This window comes from Streptomyces sp. NBC_01390 (assembly GCF_045040105.1).
Classification (GTDB): Bacteria; Actinomycetota; Actinomycetes; order Streptomycetales; family Streptomycetaceae; genus Streptomyces.
Window position 1 is genome coordinate 8545671 of sequence record NZ_CP109551.1, and the last position, 16142, is coordinate 8561812.

A 16142-nucleotide genomic window follows, 5' to 3' on the forward strand; every position below is an offset into this window, starting at 1 on the left:
GACCCGAGGAGCCAACCTTGGCTGCTGAGCTGCACGTCGAGCTGGTCGCTGCCGACCGTAAGGTCTGGTCCGGCGAGGCCACCCTGGTCGTCGCGCGCACCACGTCCGGCGACATCGGCGTCATGCCCGGTCACCAGCCGCTGCTCGGTGTGCTGGAGTCGGGCCCGGTGACCATCCGTACGAGTGATGGTGGAACGGTCGTCGCCGCGGCGCACGGCGGTTTCATCTCGTTCGCGGACAACAAGCTGTCGCTGCTGGCGGAGATCGCCGAGCTGGCGGACGAGATCGACGTCCAGCGCGTGGAGCGAGAGCTCGAGCGCGCGAAGGCGGAGGGCGACGCCTCCGCCGAGCGGCGTGCGGACGTCCGACTGCGGGCCGTGGCGGCGCGCTGACCACAGCGCACCAGTGTGATGCTTTGCCTCAGCCGCGGCTGGGACCGGTTTGCGCCGGTCCTGGCCGCGGCTGAGGCGAATCCGGGTGTTTTTTCCTTTCCGTTACCTAGGAGACGAGGAGGTCGGTGTCGATGTTCCTCGCTCTGACTGTGTGCGGCTTGGTAGTGGCGTTCGTGGTGGTGGGCCTGTTCGTCTTCGGGCTGCGGCGCCGGCTCATCCAACGCTCCGGCGGTACGTTCGACTGCAGCCTGCGCTGGGACGTGCCGGAGAAACCCGACCCCAGCGGCAAGGGCTGGGGCTACGGTGTCGCCCGCTACAACGGCGACCGCATCGAGTGGTACCGCGTCTTCTCGTACTCCCCGCGTCCGCGCCGCGTCCTGGAACGCGCGTCGATCGAGGTGGCCGGCCGCCGCGCCCCCGACGGCGAGGAGGAGCTGGCCCTGCTCTCGGACGCGGTGGTGCTGGCCTGTCTCCATCGGGGGACGAGACTGGAGCTGGCGATGAGCGACGACGCGCTGACCGGCTTCCTGGCCTGGCTGGAGGCGGCGCCTCCCGGGCAACAGGTGAACGTGGCCTGACGTACTGGGCCTGACATACGGGGGCGGCGGGGCGGGAACCTTACGTACGGTTCCCGCCCCGCCGCCTTTTGCGGGTGTGAGCTAGGCGAGTCCGCCGCTGATCGCGTTCACCAGCTCTCCGTTGCTCGTGTCGCCGCTGAACTCCCAGAAGAACGCGCCGCCCAGGGACTGGTTCTTGGCCCAGGCCATCTTCCCGGCGATCGTCGCGGGGGTGTCGTACGACCACCAGTTGTTGCCGCAGTACGCGTACGCCGTGCCGGCGATGGTGCCGGTGGCCGGGCAGGACGTCTTCAGGACCTTGTAGTCCTCGATGCCCGCCTCGTACGTGCCCGGTGCGGCGCCGGTCGCCGTGCCGCCGGGGGCGGACTGGGTGACGCCGGTCCAGCCGCGGCCGTAGAAGCCGATGCCCAGCAGGAGCTTCGCCGCCGGGACGCCCTTGGCCTTCAGCTTGGCGATGGCGTCGGCGGAGTTGAAGCCGGCGACCGGGATACCGGCGTACGAGGTGAGCGGCGAGTGCGGGGCGGTCGGGCCGTCCGCGTCGAAGGCGCCGAAGTAGTCGTACGTCATCACGTTGTACCAGTCGGCGTAGGCGGAGGCGCCGCCGTAGTCGGCCGCGTCGAGCTTGCCGCCGGAGGAGCCGTCGGCGGTGATGGCCGCGGTGACCAGGTAGCTCGACCCGAACGTCGTACGCAGCGCCGACAGCAGGTTCTTGAACGAGGCCGCACCCGATGTGTCACAGGTCAGGCCGCAGGCGTTCGGGTACTCCCAGTCGATGTCGATGCCGTCGAAGACGTCGGCCCAGCGCGGGTCCTCGACGACCGACTTGCAGGAGGCGGCGAAGGCGGCCGGGTTGGCAGCGGCCTGCGCGAAGCCGCCGGAGTAGGTCCAGCCGCCGAAGGAGTACAGCACCTTGATGTTCGGGTACTTGGCCTTCAGCTGGCGGAGCTGGTTGAAGTTGCCGCGCAGTGGCTGGTCCCAGGTGTCGGCCACGCCGGAGACCGACTGGTCGGCGGTGTAGGCCTTGTCGTAGGCGGCGTAGGTGTCGTCGACGGTGCACTTGCCGTCCTTGACGTTGCCGAACGCGTAGTTGATGTGGGTGATCTTGGACGCCGAGCCCGAGGTGACCAGGTTCTTCACGTGGTAGTTGCGGCCGTAGACGCCCCACTCGGTGAAGTAGCCGAGCTTGACCTTGTTCCCGGTGGGCGGGTCGGTGGTGCCGCCGGTGGTGTGCACGGCGACCGCGCCGCTCACCGGTCCGGTCTGGTCGGCGGTGTCCCGGGCCTGGACGGTGTACGAGTAGTCCGTACCGGCGGTCAGACCCGTGTCCGTGTACGTGGTGGTCGTCACCGTCGCGACCTTGGTGCCGCCGCGCAGGACGTCGTAGTTCTTGATGCCCTTGTCGTCGGTGGCCGCGCTCCAACTCAGCTTCGCCGAGGTGTTGGTGATGCCGGAGGCGGTCGGAGTGCCGGGCGCCGAGGGGGCGTTGTCCCCGGGGACCGAGCCGCCGTCACAACTGGCGCCGTTCAGCTTGCAGTTGGCGGGTGAGCCGGGGCCGGCGCCGTTGAAGCCGAAGGAGACGGTGGCCCCCGGGGCGAGGGTGCCGTTCCAGGACTTGTTCTTGGCGGTCCAGTGGGTGCCACTGGACGTCACGTCCGCGTCCCAGGCCGAGGTGACGGACGTACCGGAGGGGAAGTCCCACTCGACCGTCCATGAACTGATCGACGTGGTACCGGTGTTGGCGACCGTCCACTTGCCCTCAAAGCCGGTTCCCCAGTCCTGGGTCTTGGCGTAGGTCGCGGTGGCCGAGGCGGCCGCCTGTGCCGGGGTCGAGAGGCCGACCATGGCCGCGAGGGGGAGCAGCAGGGTTGTCAGGCCTGCCGTACATCTGCGTGCGAAGCGCATGCCGCGCCTCCTTGGAGGTGTCAGGGGGCGCGACTGAGCCTTCGCACCCACAGTGCCGCGAGAATAGGAAGGTCTGGACCACGGGTCAATAGGTCTGGACCACTTCGCGGAAAGCCGCCTCCGAGTCGCTAAACCCCCAACTCCTGTGCCAATACCGCGGCTTGGACCCGACTGCGCAGCTCCAGCTTGCCCAGCAGGCGGCTGACGTGCGTCTTCACCGTCGCCTCGGCCATGTCGAGGCGGGCCGCGATGTCCGCGTTGGACAGCCCCTCGCCGAGACACGACAGCACCTCGCGCTCGCGCCGGGTGAGGGCGTCCAGGACGGCGGGGTCGGCCCTCGGCTCCCGGACCGGCCCGGCGGCGAACTCGGCGATCAGACGCCGGGTGACCGCCGGGGCGATCAGGCCCTCGCCGCGCGCCACCGTCCGGACGGCGTCGATCAGGTCCTTCGCCTCCGTGTCCTTCAGGAGGAAACCGGCGGCTCCCGCGCGCAGCGCCCCGAAGACGTACTCGTCGAGGTCGAAGGTGGTCAGGACAAGCACGTCCGCCAGGCCCTCCGACACCACCTGCCGGGTCGCCGACACCCCGTCCAGACGCGGCATCTGAATGTCCATCAGCACCAGATCCGGCCGCAGTTCACGGGCCAGCGCGACCGCCTGCTCCCCGTCCGAGGCCTCCCCGGCCACCTCGATGCCGGGCGCGCTGCCCAGGATGAGGACGAGCCCGGCCCGTACGGCCGACTGGTCCTCGGCGACGAGCACCCGGATCGCCCGGTCCACCCGTCCTGATTCCGTCATACGCCTTCTCCTCCGCCTTCCCGTTCTGCTTCGGTGAGGGGCAGCACCGCTCGCACGGCCCAGTGGGCGCCGTCCGGCCCCGCCGTGAAAGTGCCTCCCAGTAGCGCCACCCGCTCCCGCATCCCGACCAGACCGGCGCCCGAGCCGGGGGCGCGCGGGCCGGCGTGATCGCCGTACGGGCTGGTCACGGCGACGCTCAGCGAACAGTCCCGCCGGGTCAGCGCCACCGAGACCCGGCCGGGGGAGGCGTGCTTGAGGGCGTTGGTCAGGGACTCCTGGACGATGCGGTATGCGGCCAGCTCGACCGGCGCGGGCAGGGCGGCGTGGTCGCTGTTGGCGTTGGCGTTGGTGTCGAGGGTGATGTCCAGGCCGTTGGCGCGGGCACCGTCGACCAGGGTGCCGAGGCTGTCCAGCGTCGGGGACGCTGTCGGTTCCAGGTCGCCGCCGCTGTCGCGCAGGATGCCGATCAGGCGGCGCATCTCCGCCAGTCCGGCCACGCTGTTCTCGCGGATGACACCGAGGGCCCGCTTCGAGGTGTCCGGGTCGTCGAGGGAGAGCGCGGCCGTGGAGTGGATCGCGATAGCGGAGAGGTGGTTGGCGACCAGATCGTGCAACTCCCTTGCCATCCGCGCCCGTTCGGAGGTCACCGCCTGCGTGCGGTCCAACTCGGCCAGCAGCGCGGTCTGTTCGGCACGCAGCCGGGCGGAGACGGCGGCATCGCGATGGTTGCGCACGATCAGACCGGTGGCGGCCGGGGTGAACGCCACGATGCCCACGACCACACCGATGAGCAGCGCCTCCGGCACCCGCCAGACGGCGAGGGGCACGATCGCGGCGGCCACCGAGAGCAGCCCGGTGATCCAGGGGACCCGGCGGGCGGTGGCCGGCGGGCCGTACAGGACGGCCGCGTACACGAGGTCCGTGAACATCACGACGGTGACCAGGTTGCCCCGCGTGAGGACGTCCACGGTCAGCGCGGCCGTACCGACCAGCAGAGCGGTACGCGGCCGGATCCGCCGGAGCAGCTCGCAGCCGGCGGTCACGACCAGTGGCGGCAGGATCAGCCAGCGCCCGTCCAGGAGGACGAGAGGGTCACCGGCCGTGCGGGTGCCGAGACCGACGCCCCAGATCAGCAGCCCGCCGAGCAGCCCCGCGAGCGCGATGCGCACGTCGTCGCGGTGCGGGCGGGGGAGTCGCTGGGCCATGCCTCCATCCAACACGGCCCGGGCGCAGCCCGCCTGATCCCTTGGAAGGGTCCCGAACTGCATCTTTCGATGTACCGCGACTTCCTCACCGCCGACGACGAATCCGGCCCGTCCCGCCGGGAGCCTGGGAGGAGAAGGGATTCCCCAGGATTGGAGCGAGTCGTGATCGTCGCGTTGATCGTTGCCTGCGAGGTCGGCTTCTGGGTGCTGCTGGCGCTCGGTCTGACCGCCCGTTACCTGCTGCACTGGCGCCGCACCAGCGTGGCGCTGCTGCTCTGCGAACCCCTGCTGGAACTCGTGCTGTTCGTCGTCACGGCGATCGACCTCAGGAACGGCGCCGAACCCGGCTGGGAACACGGCCTGGCCGCCATCTACATCGGCTTCACGGTGGGGTACGGCCACTACACGATCCGCTGGCTCGACGGCCACGCCGCCCACCGGCTGGCCGGCGGCCCGCCCCCGCCGAAGCCGCCCCGGTACGGCATGGCGCGGGCCCGCCACGAGGGCCGCCTGTGGCTGCGCACGGTCGTCATGGCCGCGGTCGCGTGCGCGCTGCTCCAGGGCGCCGTCTGGTACGTCGGCGACGGCGACACGTCGTCCCTGCGGTCCTCCCAGTGGGCGGCGCTCCGGATGGCCGGCATCCACGGTCTGATCGCCCTGACCTACGCGATCTGGCCGAAGAAGGCGCCGGCCGGCTACGAGAAGCGGTCAGCGCTCCCCGCCCGGGACCCAGAGCACGTCCCCGACCTCCTTGTTGGCCGTGCGGGCAAGGATGAAGAGCAGGTCCGATAGGCGGTTCAGGTAGGTCGCGGTGAGGGGGTTCATCACCTCCGCGTGGACCTCCAGCGCCGCCCACGTCGAGCGCTCGGCCCGGCGTACCACCGTGCACGCCTGGTGCAGCAGGGCCGCGCCCGGGGTGCCGCCGGGCAGGATGAACGAGCGCAGTTTCTCGAGGTCTTCGAGGAACCGGTCGCAGTCCGCCTCCAGCTTGTCGACGTAGGACTGCTCGACCCGCAGCGGAGGAAACTCCGGGTTCTCGGCGACCGGCGTCGCCAGATCCGCGCCCACGTCGAACAGGTCGTTCTGCACGCGGGTCAGCACCTTGACGACCTCCACCTCCAGCCCGCCCAGCGCGACCGCGGTCCCGATCACCGCGTTCGCCTCGTTGGCGTCGGCGTACGCCGAGATGCGCAGATCGGTCTTGGCGACCCTGCTCATGTCCCCGAGGGCGGTGGTGCCCTGGTCGCCGGTCCTGGTGTAGATGCGCGTCAGATTGACCATGCGGCCAGGGTAGTGACGACCTGCCGAGACCGCTCAACTAGGCCGTACGTGTAGTCGAATGAGCCACGTCGGTGTGATGTCCGCCAGATGAGACGTGACGCGCATTACTTACCGGTCACACAGCACCTCACGAGCGCTAGGGTCCGCCGAAGAGGCCCAATGCACGAAGCACATAAACAGCGCGTCAGGGGAGTCGCACAGTGGCACGGAAGCTTGCCGTCATCGGAGCCGGCCTGATGGGTTCCGGCATTGCCCAGGTCTCAGCCCAGGCGGGCTGGGACGTCGTACTGCGCGATGTCACCGACGAAGCGCTCACCCGTGGCACCGACGGCATCAAATCCTCGTACGACCGGTTCGTGGGTAAGGGCAAACTGACCGCGGCCGACGCCGAGGCCGCCCTCGGACGGATCACCGCGACCACCGACCTGGACGCGGTCGGCGACGCCGACATCGTCGTCGAGGCCGTGTTCGAGAAGCTCGAGGTCAAGCACGAGATCTTCCGCGCGCTCGACAAGATCGCGCGCGACGACGCCGTGCTCGCCTCCAACACCTCCGCCATCCCGATCACCAAGATCGCCGCCGTCACCGACCGCCCGGACCGGGTGGTCGGCGCGCACTTCTTCTCGCCGGTGCCGATGATGCAGCTCTGCGAGCTGGTCCGCGGCTACAAGACGAGCGACGAAACCCTCGCCACCACGCGGGAGTTCGCCGAGTCGGTCGGCAAGACCTGCATCGTCGTCAACCGGGATGTCGCGGGCTTCGTGACGACCCGGCTGATCTCGGCGCTCGTCGTCGAGGCGGCCAAGCTGTACGAGTCCGGTGTCGCCACCGCCGAGGACATCGACCTCGCCTGCAAGCTCGGCTTCGGGCACGCCATGGGCCCGCTGGCCACCGCCGACCTCACCGGGGTCGACATCCTGCTGCACGCCACGAGCAACATCTACACCGAGTCCCAGGACGAGAAGTTCGCTCCTCCGGAGCTGATGCGCCGGATGGTTGACGCCGGTGACATCGGCCGAAAGAGCGGGCAGGGCTTCTACAAGCACTGAGCAGCACTGAGGAGTACCGGGCAGTACTGAGAAGCGACGAGCCGTATCGCCGCCCAGCAGTACCGCACGTAGTCAACAGGTACGGAAACCGCACGAACCCCTGGGGTATCACCCTGTGGGGTGAATTGAGTATCGGTTCGCTCACAGACGGCAACCTGACCGCCCCAAAGGCAGTCAGACGTTGCATCACCTACCGACGCGGAGCACGACACACGCACTCACGGGAGCGCATATGTACATCAGGGGCGACCACGCCGAGCTGGTCGTCGGGGGCCGCCTCGACGTCCGCAGCGCGGCGGACGCCCGTACGGTCCTGCACACGGCCGTCGACACAGGCGTCGGCGATCTCGTGCTGGACCTGTCCGAGCTGGACTCCTGGGACGCCACCGGGCTCGGGGTGATCATGGGAGCCCACCGGCGGTGCGGGCGGTGCGGTCGGCGGCTGGTGCTGCGCGACGTACCACCGCAGATGCAACGTTTGCTGGTGGCCACCCGGCTGCACCGGATCCTCGCGATCGAGGGTGGCATCGGGGTGGAGTCGCTGCCCAGAGTGTGAAAACGCGCTTCGCGCACAATCCTCACGACACTGTGACGTCTCGGACGGCGCGGTACCCCGGCCTGTCATAGATACTGTGCGAAGGTTTAGGGTTCGGTCGCCCGCTGCCTGACATCCCACGAGCGGGCCCGGACCAGAAGCGACAGCGCAGTGTGCAGCAAGGCCGGGAGGGGCCCGGGTCCCGTCGACCCGCACACGACGCTTTTGGGGGGCTTGAACCTATGGACCCGAACAACCAGGGCTCCGAGGAGTACGGCCATGACGCCGACGGCAGCACGCCGCGTCAGCGCCCGCCTCGCGACGCCCTCACATCCGACTTCGGCCAGCACACGCCGGCGCTCGCCCGCACGGCGCAGCTCGTCTCGGGTGACTACCTGCTCACCGTCAACCCGGTCGACGGCAGCGAGATAGAGATCTGCCCGCCCGGTGAACGGCCCGGGCGGCCCGTCAAGCTCACGGCGGCCGAGCGCGCCGAGATCACCCGCGCCGCGCGGCCACCCGTACCGCCCGGGCCCGCGCGGCCCGAACTGCCGCTCCTGGAGCGCGACGGCGAGCGCGAACGGCTGGTGCGGCTGCTGGCCCGCGGCCGTTCCGTACGCCTCACCGGCCCGGCCGGCTCCGGCCGCACCACGCTTCTCGACGCCGTGGCCGCCGACTGCGCCGACCTCGCACCCGACGGTGTGGTCCGCCTCACCGGCCTCCACCGGACCCAGACCGACCTGCTCTACGACCTGTTCTACGCCGTCTACAGCGCGCCCCTGTACCGGCCGGAACCGGACGAACTGCGCGCCCTCGTCCGGGAGGCCGGCGCGGTCGTCGTCCTCGACGACGTGGAGTTCGGCGGCGCCGCGCTCGACGAACTCCTCGACGCGACCCCCGAGTGCGCCTTCCTGATCAGCGCCACCCCCGACGTACCCGCCCCGTCCGCCGACGCGCTGATCGAGGAGCTGTTCCTCGACGGCCTCGACCGGGCCGGCGGCCTGGAACTCCTTGAGCGGGCTGTGGGCCGGGTCCTCACAGAGGAGGAGGCCAACTGGGCCGGCGACCTCTGGTTCGAGTCCGAGGGTCTGCCTCTGCGGTTCGTCCAGGCCGGCGCCCTGCTCAGGCAGCGCGACGGCCTGCGGGCCCGCGCCGTCGCCTTCGACGAGTTCGGCGTCTTCGAGGACGTCCCTGCCGACACCCCGGTCGAGGCGCCGTTCGACTCCGGCGACGAGGACGACGTACCGCTGCCCTCGCTCGCCGAGGGTGCCGCACCCGCGCCGCTGCTCGCGTCCCGGCTCAGCGCGTCCGCGCGGGACACCCTGCGGTTCGCCGTCGCGCTCGGCGGTGAGGTGCCCCACCAGGCCCATCTGCCCGCGCTCGTCGGCGACACCCACGCGGACGCCGCCCTCGGGGAGCTGCTCGGCTGCGCCCTGGTGTCCCCGGTCGGCTCCCACTACCGGCTCGCCGCCGGGGTGCGGACCCAGCTGGAGGCCGCCGGATACGGCGAGGGCGCCCTGGAGCGGGCGTTCACCGCCGCCCAGCACTACGCCTGGTGGGCAGGGCACCCGTCCGTGACCCCCGAGCGGGTGAGCGCCGAGGCCGACGCCCTGATCGCCGCGCTCGCCGTCCTCGTCCCCGAGACCGTGCCGCCGGGGGAGGGCGAGGAGAGCACGGCCGTGCAGCTGGCCCGCACGGCGGCGCCCGCCTTCGCGACCGGCCTGTACTGGAGCGCCTGGGAACACGTCCTGCACCTTGGCGCCGAGGCCGCCGGGCTCGCCGGGGAGGTCTCGGAACAGGCCTATTTCCACCACGAATTGGGCATCCTCGCGCTCTGCGGCGAACAGCTCGACCAGGCCCGTACGGAGCTGGAGGCCGCCATCGGCCTGCGCGGCGCCGTCGCCGACAAGCGCGGCACGGTCGCCGGCCGCCGCGCCCTCACCCTGGTCGCCGACCGGGCCGGTGACACCCCCGGCCTCGGTTCCGGCCCGGGTTCCACGGCGGGCGAGGAGGTGCCGGACGCGCGGTACGAGGAGTCGGCGTCGCCGGCCGGTGGCGTCCCGGCGGTCTTCGGGGCCGCCGGTTACCCGCCGCTGCAGTCCTCGGGCACGGGTTCCGGTTCGGCTTCCGGTTCTGGTTCCGGCTACGGGGGCGGTGACTTCGCGCCGACCGTGATCGCGTCCCGGTCCGGTGGCGGCGGGGCGCACAAGGTCTCGGGCGTCCAGCGGCTCGTGGGCAGTGCCCGGCGCAACATCGTGGCGGTCGGCGCGGGCGCCCTGCTCGCGGCCGTGCTCGGCACGGTGGTGACACTCGGCGCGACCTCGAGCCCGGGTGACACGCCGTCCGACCAGGTGGGCGTCAACCCGTCCGCCAGCGCGGGCAGCGACGACGACAGCCTGGGCGCCGACAAGGCCGACAACGGCGGCGGTGACAGCAACGGCGACACCGGTACGGCCACCAGCCGCCCGACCGACCCGGGTCCCGACGGGACGATGGGCACCTCGGACGACCCGACGCCGCCACCCACGGACGGCGACACCCCGTCGGACGACCCGACGGGGACGAAGACGCCGGGAGGCGGCAGCACAGGGGGCGGGAGCACGCCGTCCACGCCGTCCGCGACTCCGTCGGCGACGCCCACCTCCAAGCCGTCGACGTCGACCTCCCCGTCGGCGTCACCGTCCGGCTCGGGGTCGCCGACAGCGTCCCCTAGCGGGCCGACCGACAGCCCGACGGCGTCGCCGTCCACCCCGGGCACCAGCGACACGGCGAGCGGCCCGGCCTCCAGCCCCGTCCAGTCGGTTGTGGCGAGTGATCCGGCGAGCGCCCCGGCCGACACCACCGCACCCGCGTCGACGGCCGGTACGGCGCCGGTGATCTGACAGGCAGCACGACGAAGGGGGGCGGGTCCGTTGTCGACGGACCCGCCCCCCTTCTCGTACCGCCAAGCCGCGCAGCTGAGCCGCACGCAGTGAACCCGCGTCAGAACAGCCGGAGTTTGTCGTCCTCGATGCCGCGCAGGGCGTTGTAGTCGAGGACCGCGCAGCCGATGCCCCGGTCCGTGGCGAGGACGCGGGCCTGGGGCTTGATCTCCTGGGCGGCGAAGATGCCGCGCACCGGAGCGAGGTGCGGGTCGCGGTTCAACAGCTCCAGATAGCGCGTGAGTTGCTCCACGCCGTCGATCTCGCCGCGCCGCTTGATCTCGACGGCGACCGTCGCGCCCTCGCCGTCCCGGCACAGGATGTCGACCGGGCCGATGGCCGTCATGTACTCGCGGCGGATGAGGGTGTAGCCGTCGCCGAGGGTGTCGATGCGGTCGGCGAGGAGTTCCTGGAGGTGCGCTTCCACGCCGTCCTTGATCAGGCCGGGATCCACACCCAGTTCGTGCGAGGAGTCGTGAAGAATCTCCTCCATCGTGATGATGAGCTTCTCGCCCGCCTTGTTGATGACGGTCCAGATCCCCTCCTCTTCTCCGGTCCCCTCCTTCAACGTGCAGGGCGGAGACATCCAGTTGAGAGGCTTGTAGGCGCGGTCGTCCGCGTGGATCGAGACGCTGCCGTCAGCCTTGACCAGGATGAGACGGGGGGCCGACGGGAGATGAGCGGTGAGCCGGCCCGCGTAGTCCACGGAACAGCGCGCAATGACGAGACGCATGGTCGGCAACGCTACTCGACGGGCGGTGGTCCACGCGATTCGCCCACCTCACAGTGCCGGCCCGCGCTCGGTGGGCCCACCGCACATGCCAGAGGCAACTGTTCGTTGTTGGCTGATTGTGTGCCTACGCGGAAGGTTCTGACCGGTCCTGTATCCGCGTTTTCCTGGTGCGGTCACGGCCCGTTGCCTACCGTAGTAAACGGGAGGTCGCGATGCGTGTACGGAGCGTGCTCGGTGTCGCGGGCTCTCTTTCCCTGTCAGGCAACCCCCGTGACCCGGGGGTGCGAGAGGAGAACTCATGTCGCTCGACGTCTCACCGGCCCTACTCGAACAGGCCGAGCGAGGCGAGGTCGACGAAGCTGAATTCGTCGACTGCGTCCGGACCTCCCTGCCCTACGCATGGGAGATGATCAGCTCCCTGGTGGCCCAGCTGAAGGTGGACGGCGGAGACTTCGCCGACAACCAGACGCCGCCGCCGGACGAGCAGGCACGTGGCCAGCTGCTGCGTGCGCTGGCGAGTGACGCGATACGCGGCGCGCTGCAGCGGCACTTCGGTGTGCGGCTGGCCTTCCAGAACTGCCACCGGGTGGCGGTGTTCCCGCTGGACTCCTCGGTGGACGTCAAGCTGGCCCGCTTCACCTCGGTACGCAGTCAGTTGCTGAACCAGTCCCCGGAATTCCGGGACTGCTGAGACTGAGGGCGCAACGGCTTGCCGCTCCGTACGCGGGAGGTGTTTCTGTACGGGGCGGCAAGCTCCCTGGGGCAGTGTGCTCGAGCGCGTCAGCGCAGCTGGGTGAGCACTTCGGTGCCCAGCCGCCGTACGTTCTCCTCCGTGGCCGCCAGGTCGCCGGAGCCCTCGACCAGCAGGGCGAAGCGCGAGATGCCCGTCCGTTCGGAGGTCGCCGCCAGCCGGTCGGCGCACAGCCTCGCCGTGCCCACCGGGTGCAGTCCGCAGAGGAGTTCGGTGTACGCCACCGGGTCCCGCATCGAACGCTCCCGGCCATCCACCGTGACATGTGCTTCCAGCCCCTGTCGCAGCCAGCCCGGCATCGCCTTCATCAGGGTCTCGACCGCGTCCGTACGCCGGTCCGTGATCTGGCAGATGCCGGCCGACACATGGGCGGCGCCCCGGATCTCGTCCACCGGACGCCCCGCCGTACGCGCGAACCGCCGCCACAGCGCGACCATCTCGGCCTTCTCCTCGTCCCCGATGTGCATCCCGAGCAGCATCGGCAGACCGCGCTCGGCGGCCAGCCGCACGCTCGACGGCGAGGTGCAGGCGACGACGACCTCCGGCCCCGGCGTCTCCGTCAGCGCCTCCGACGGGCTCGGTACGACGGGCACCTGGCGGAACCTGAACCGGTCGCCGTCCGCCGACACGGACGGTTCACGCAGCCAGCGGACCAGCAGATCGAGTGATTCCGGGAACGCCTCCTCGTACGCCTCGAGGCCCGTCCCGAACACCTCCAGGTCGACCCAGGGCCCGCCGCGCCCCACGCCGAGCGTGAACCGTCCGCCGGACGTCAGATGCAGCAGCGCCGCCTGTTCGCCGAGCGCCACGGGGTGGGTGGTGGGCAGCACGCTCACCGCCGTACCGACCCGGATGCGCCGGGTGCGGCCCAGCAGCAGGGCGGCCAGGGTCGTCGCGGACGGGCAGGTGCCGTACGGGACGAAGTGGTGCTCCGCCAGCCAGACCGTGTCGAGACCCGCCTCCTCGGCGACCTCGGCGGACCGGACCGCCCGGTGCAGCGCCTCCCCCTGGCCCTGGCCCGGGAACTGGGCCGCCAGCACAAAACTTCCTACGCGCATTGCTCTTTCCTGCTTCCTAGGCCCCGACACGGAGCTCCCCCGCACGGCATAACCGTGCGACACGTGCCGAAGTCACGGCTTGGCGGAGAGATTGGCGGATTGTCTGCAGAATCGGGCGGCCGGGTGGGGAGCTTCCTGCGGTCCGGCGGGGGTCTGCCTCGAAGCGGCCCGAGAGTCGACGACACGATTCGGGCGGGAGTTCGAGAGTGTTCGAGGGGAGTGGTACGGAGGTGGTTACTTACATCTACCCAGGATCGCGCCGCGTAGGCTGGAGAGCATCCGTGCTCCCTGACCCGCTCCGTGAGGTGTCCTGTGTCCCCGCGTCGCAACCGCCCCCAAGGCCCCGGCGGCTCGTCCGGCCGGAGTGCCGACGGGGACGACTCCGGCCGCTACGGCGGCTTCCAGTCCTCGGAGAGCTGGCAGGGCGAGAACTGGAACGTCCGGCACGTGGCGGGAGCCAGCGCCCAGGGCAAGACGTACCGCTGCCCCGGCTGCGACCAGCTGATCCCGTCCGGCGTCCCGCACGTCGTGGCGTGGGCCGAGCACGCGGGCGTGGACGACCGCCGGCACTGGCACAAGGCGTGCTGGAACGCGAAGGACCGCCGCACCACGCGGGTGCAGCGGTCCCGTAACTCGCCGAGGTTCTGACCGAGGTCCGGTCGGGTGTCCGGCTGAGGTTCTGGTCGGGTTTCCGAACTCGCCCAGCAGTCCGGGCAGTTCACGCGTCCGGGTGAATCACACGTCCCGGCGGTCGAGCAGCACGAAGGCGCCGATGATCGCCGCGACGGTCACCCCGGCGAGCAGACCGAGCTGGGCGCCGCCTCCGCTGCCGTTCCCCTCGCCGATCCCGAAGATCTTGGCGAGGGAATTGGGGGCGTTGTACTCCAGCATCTTCTCGCCGATCGTCTGCATGCTCGCCGACAGCATCAGGAACGCGGGCAGGATCGCCGGCACGAGGACGAGCCCCAGCATCGCGGTGATCGCGCCCGCCGAGTGACGCAGCATCGAGCCGACCGCGAGGGCCAGCACCCCGAGCAGCGAGACGTACAGCGCGCCCTTGACGACCGTGCCGCCCCACGCCCTGCCCTCGCCGGTGTTGTGCATCGACTCGGTCACCAGCCCGACGAAACCGATCGCGAACGCGGACACGACGAACGCGACGGCGAAGAAGATGATCAGCTTGGCGGCGAGCACCCGGTGGCGCTGCGGCGAGGCGGTGAACGTCGTACGGATCATGCCCGTGCCGTACTCCGACGAGATGACCAGCACGCCCAGGGTGATCAGGCAGATCTGCCCGAGGACCAGCCCGAAGAACGCGGGGATGGTGTAGGGCACCTCCCCGAAGTCCTCCTCGGTCGTCTGTACGGCGACCAGCAGACCGATGCCGATGACGAGGAGCAGGAAGACCCCGAGCGTCCAGATCGTGGAACGCACCGACTTGATCTTCGTCCACTCGGAGGCGAGGGCATGACCGAGGTGCGTGGGCGTGACCGGGATCGGCGAGGTGTAGGCGGCGTACGAAGTGCCGGGCGCCGCCTGCCAGTTGGGCGCGGCCTGCGGCTGCACCGCTTGCGTCGGGGGCTGCTGGGGCGTGCTCATCGGGCGTCCTCGGGCTTGGTCAGGGCGGGAGCGGCGGCAGCGGCGGGCGCCTGCTGAGGAGCGGCGGCGGGCTGCGCGTACGGGTTCGCGTGGCCCCCGACGGGAGCGCCGGGGCCACCAGGAGCGCCGTACGGCCCTGCGGGCTGTCCGGGCCGGTTGTGCTGACCGGGGTCCCCGAACGGCGGCTGACCGCCCTGCTGGGGCGGCGGCGGGGCGTACCAGCCCGGCTGGCCCAGCCCCGGGACCGGCATCTGCACCGGCGGCTCCGAGCCCGGCGGCGGCAGTTGATGCAGCCCGGCCTTCTGGTCGACGGTCGAGCGGTAGTCGACGGCGCCCTGCGTCATCCGCATGTACGCCTCCTCCAGCGACGCCTGGTGCGGCGACAGCTCCCACAGACGTACGTCGGCGCCGTGCGCGAGGTCGCTGATGCGGGGCAGCGGCAGCCCGGTCACGCGCAGCCCGCCGTCCGGCTCGGGCAGCACCTGGCCGCCCGCCTCGGTCAGAGCGGCCGTCAGCTTCTCGCGCTGCTGCGGCTCGGTGTCCGGGGTGCGCACGCGCGCGAAGTCGGCCGAGTTGGTGGAGATGAAGTCCCTGACGCTCATGTCGGAGAGCAGCTGTCCGCGCCCGATCACGATGAGGTGGTCGGCGGTCAGCGCCATCTCGCTCATCAGGTGGGAGGAGACGAACACGGTCCGCCCCTCCGCCGCGAGCGCCTTCATCAGGTTGCGCACCCAGAGGATGCCCTCGGGGTCGAGGCCGTTGACCGGCTCGTCGAAGAGCAGTACCTGGGGGTCGCCGAGCAGTGCGGCGGCGATACCGAGCCGCTGTCCCATGCCGAGCGAGAAGCCCTTGGAGCGCTTACGGGCCACGTCCTGCAGTCCGACGACGCCCAGCACCTCGTCCACGCGCCGCGCCGGGATGCCCGACAGCTGCGCCAGGCATAGCAGGTGGCTACGGGCGGACCGGCCGCCGTGCACGGCCTTGGCGTCGAGCAGCGCGCCGACCTGCCGGGGGGCGTTGGGCAGCTTGCGGTAAGGGAAGCCACCGATCGTCACCTGGCCCGAGGTGGGCTGGTCCAGGCCGAGGATCATCCTCATCGTCGTCGACTTGCCCGACCCGTTCGGGCCGAGGAAGCCGGTGACGGAACCCGGCCGCACCTGGAAGGAAAGGTTGTACACGGCCGTCTTGTCGCCGTAGCGCTTCGTCAGGCCGACTGCCTCGATCATGCTCCGCACCCATCGAAAATTCAGGACAGCGGGGCACAAGCCCCCGTAAGGGTTAGGAGCTTATCCGGGCGCTGACGGTTCCCCCCAAGGAGTATTAAAAATGTCGGGTCCATGA

16 protein-coding genes are annotated in these 16142 nt (G+C 70.7%); 8 read left to right on the plus strand and 8 right to left on the minus strand.

Annotated features, from left to right (window positions below; genetic code table 11):
• Positions 1–17: 17 nt before the first annotated feature.
• Both OG241_RS38580 and OG241_RS38585 read left to right on the plus strand, forming a co-directional pair.
• Positions 18–392, plus strand: coding sequence for a F0F1 ATP synthase subunit epsilon (locus tag OG241_RS38580; RefSeq protein ID WP_006381675.1), 375 nt, complete (start codon positions 18–20; stop codon positions 390–392).
• 131 nt (positions 393–523) lie between these two features.
• Positions 524–970, plus strand: a complete 447-nt coding sequence (locus tag OG241_RS38585) for a DUF2550 domain-containing protein (protein WP_405822199.1) — start codon at positions 524–526, stop codon at positions 968–970.
• An 81-nt stretch (positions 971–1051) separates the two neighbouring features.
• Here the strand turns inward: OG241_RS38585 and OG241_RS38590 are convergent, their stop codons facing one another.
• From OG241_RS38590 to OG241_RS38600, 3 genes are all read right to left on the minus strand, one after another.
• Entirely contained in the window at positions 1052–2872 is a 1821-nt protein-coding gene (locus OG241_RS38590; RefSeq protein WP_405822201.1) for a glycosyl hydrolase family 18 protein, read from the minus strand.
• 128 nt (positions 2873–3000) lie between these two features.
• On the minus strand, positions 3001–3669 hold the full coding sequence (locus tag OG241_RS38595; RefSeq protein WP_405822203.1) for a response regulator: 669 nt from the start codon (positions 3667–3669) through the stop codon (positions 3001–3003).
• Complete coding sequence (locus OG241_RS38600) at positions 3666–4874, minus strand: sensor histidine kinase (protein WP_405822205.1); 1209 nt, start codon at positions 4872–4874, stop codon at positions 3666–3668. Before OG241_RS38600 ends, OG241_RS38595 begins: the two co-directional genes overlap by 4 nt.
• Before the next feature lie 162 nt (positions 4875–5036).
• Between OG241_RS38600 and OG241_RS38605 the strand changes: the two genes are divergently transcribed.
• On the plus strand, positions 5037–5666 hold the full coding sequence (locus OG241_RS38605) for a hypothetical protein (protein WP_405822207.1): 630 nt from the start codon (positions 5037–5039) through the stop codon (positions 5664–5666).
• Here OG241_RS38605 and OG241_RS38610 read toward each other — a convergent pair.
• The gene (locus OG241_RS38610; protein ID WP_405822209.1) at positions 5583–6155 is read right to left on the minus strand and encodes a cob(I)yrinic acid a,c-diamide adenosyltransferase; all 573 of its coding nucleotides are present in this window, start codon (positions 6153–6155) and stop codon (positions 5583–5585) included. The two genes, OG241_RS38605 and OG241_RS38610, sit on opposite strands and share 84 nt — an antisense overlap.
• A gap of 200 nt (positions 6156–6355) precedes the next feature.
• Between OG241_RS38610 and OG241_RS38615 the strand changes: the two genes are divergently transcribed.
• From OG241_RS38615 to OG241_RS38625, 3 genes are all read left to right on the plus strand, one after another.
• Positions 6356–7204 carry a 3-hydroxyacyl-CoA dehydrogenase family protein gene (locus OG241_RS38615; protein ID WP_405822211.1) on the plus strand — a complete coding sequence of 283 codons (849 nt, stop codon included), beginning with the start codon at positions 6356–6358 and terminating at the stop codon, positions 7202–7204.
• A 232-nt stretch (positions 7205–7436) separates the two neighbouring features.
• Positions 7437–7760: an STAS domain-containing protein gene (locus OG241_RS38620; protein ID WP_006382151.1), complete on the plus strand. Its 324-nt coding sequence runs from the start codon at positions 7437–7439 to the stop codon at positions 7758–7760.
• 221 nt (positions 7761–7981) lie between these two features.
• Positions 7982–10621, plus strand: a complete 2640-nt coding sequence (locus OG241_RS38625) for an ATP-binding protein (protein WP_405822213.1) — start codon at positions 7982–7984, stop codon at positions 10619–10621.
• Positions 10622–10721: 100 nt separating this feature from the next.
• Here OG241_RS38625 and nucS read toward each other — a convergent pair whose 3' ends face one another.
• A complete protein-coding gene (gene nucS, locus OG241_RS38630) occupies positions 10722–11393 on the minus strand; it encodes an endonuclease NucS (RefSeq protein WP_319098100.1) in 672 nt (223 codons plus the stop codon).
• Positions 11394–11691: 298 nt separating this feature from the next.
• Between nucS and OG241_RS38635 the strand changes: the two genes are divergently transcribed.
• Positions 11692–12084 carry an SCO5389 family protein gene (locus tag OG241_RS38635; RefSeq protein ID WP_006381684.1) on the plus strand — a complete coding sequence of 131 codons (393 nt, stop codon included), beginning with the start codon at positions 11692–11694 and terminating at the stop codon, positions 12082–12084.
• A gap of 89 nt (positions 12085–12173) precedes the next feature.
• On the opposite strand, the gene OG241_RS38640 is transcribed toward OG241_RS38635, so the two are convergent.
• Positions 12174–13202 carry an LLM class flavin-dependent oxidoreductase gene (locus OG241_RS38640; protein WP_405822215.1) on the minus strand — a complete coding sequence of 343 codons (1029 nt, stop codon included), beginning with the start codon at positions 13200–13202 and terminating at the stop codon, positions 12174–12176.
• Positions 13203–13514: 312 nt separating this feature from the next.
• Between OG241_RS38640 and OG241_RS38645 the strand changes: the two genes are divergently transcribed.
• Entirely contained in the window at positions 13515–13850 is a 336-nt protein-coding gene (locus OG241_RS38645; RefSeq protein ID WP_319098097.1) for an ATP/GTP-binding protein, read from the plus strand.
• An 87-nt stretch (positions 13851–13937) separates the two neighbouring features.
• Here OG241_RS38645 and OG241_RS38650 read toward each other — a convergent pair whose 3' ends face one another.
• Together OG241_RS38650 and OG241_RS38655 are read right to left on the minus strand one after the other, a co-directional pair.
• Positions 13938–14801, minus strand: a complete 864-nt coding sequence (locus OG241_RS38650; protein ID WP_405822218.1) for an ABC transporter permease — start codon at positions 14799–14801, stop codon at positions 13938–13940.
• Positions 14798–16027: an ABC transporter ATP-binding protein gene (locus OG241_RS38655; RefSeq protein ID WP_405822220.1), complete on the minus strand. Its 1230-nt coding sequence runs from the start codon at positions 16025–16027 to the stop codon at positions 14798–14800. Before OG241_RS38655 ends, OG241_RS38650 begins: the two co-directional genes overlap by 4 nt.
• Positions 16028–16142 lie beyond the last annotated feature (115 nt).

Excerpts from the sequence above, each read along its gene's own strand:
- OG241_RS38590 (WP_405822201.1), bottom strand. The coding sequence starts at position 2,872 with ATGCGCTTCGCACGCAGATGTACGGCAGGCCTGACAACCCTGCTGCTC.
- OG241_RS38635 (WP_006381684.1), top strand. The coding sequence starts at position 11,692 with ATGTCGCTCGACGTCTCACCGGCCCTACTCGAACAGGCCGAGCGAGGC.
- OG241_RS38610 (WP_405822209.1), bottom strand. The coding sequence starts at position 6,155 with ATGGTCAATCTGACGCGCATCTACACCAGGACCGGCGACCAGGGCACC.
- OG241_RS38650 (WP_405822218.1), bottom strand. The coding sequence starts at position 14,801 with ATGAGCACGCCCCAGCAGCCCCCGACGCAAGCGGTGCAGCCGCAGGCC.
- OG241_RS38620 (WP_006382151.1), top strand. The coding sequence starts at position 7,437 with ATGTACATCAGGGGCGACCACGCCGAGCTGGTCGTCGGGGGCCGCCTC.
- OG241_RS38585 (WP_405822199.1), top strand. The coding sequence starts at position 524 with ATGTTCCTCGCTCTGACTGTGTGCGGCTTGGTAGTGGCGTTCGTGGTG.
- OG241_RS38655 (WP_405822220.1), bottom strand. The coding sequence starts at position 16,027 with ATGATCGAGGCAGTCGGCCTGACGAAGCGCTACGGCGACAAGACGGCC.
- nucS (WP_319098100.1), bottom strand. The coding sequence starts at position 11,393 with ATGCGTCTCGTCATTGCGCGCTGTTCCGTGGACTACGCGGGCCGGCTC.
- OG241_RS38625 (WP_405822213.1), top strand. The coding sequence starts at position 7,982 with ATGGACCCGAACAACCAGGGCTCCGAGGAGTACGGCCATGACGCCGAC.
- OG241_RS38595 (WP_405822203.1), bottom strand. The coding sequence starts at position 3,669 with ATGACGGAATCAGGACGGGTGGACCGGGCGATCCGGGTGCTCGTCGCC.
- OG241_RS38640 (WP_405822215.1), bottom strand. The coding sequence starts at position 13,202 with ATGCGCGTAGGAAGTTTTGTGCTGGCGGCCCAGTTCCCGGGCCAGGGC.
- OG241_RS38600 (WP_405822205.1), bottom strand. The coding sequence starts at position 4,874 with ATGGCCCAGCGACTCCCCCGCCCGCACCGCGACGACGTGCGCATCGCG.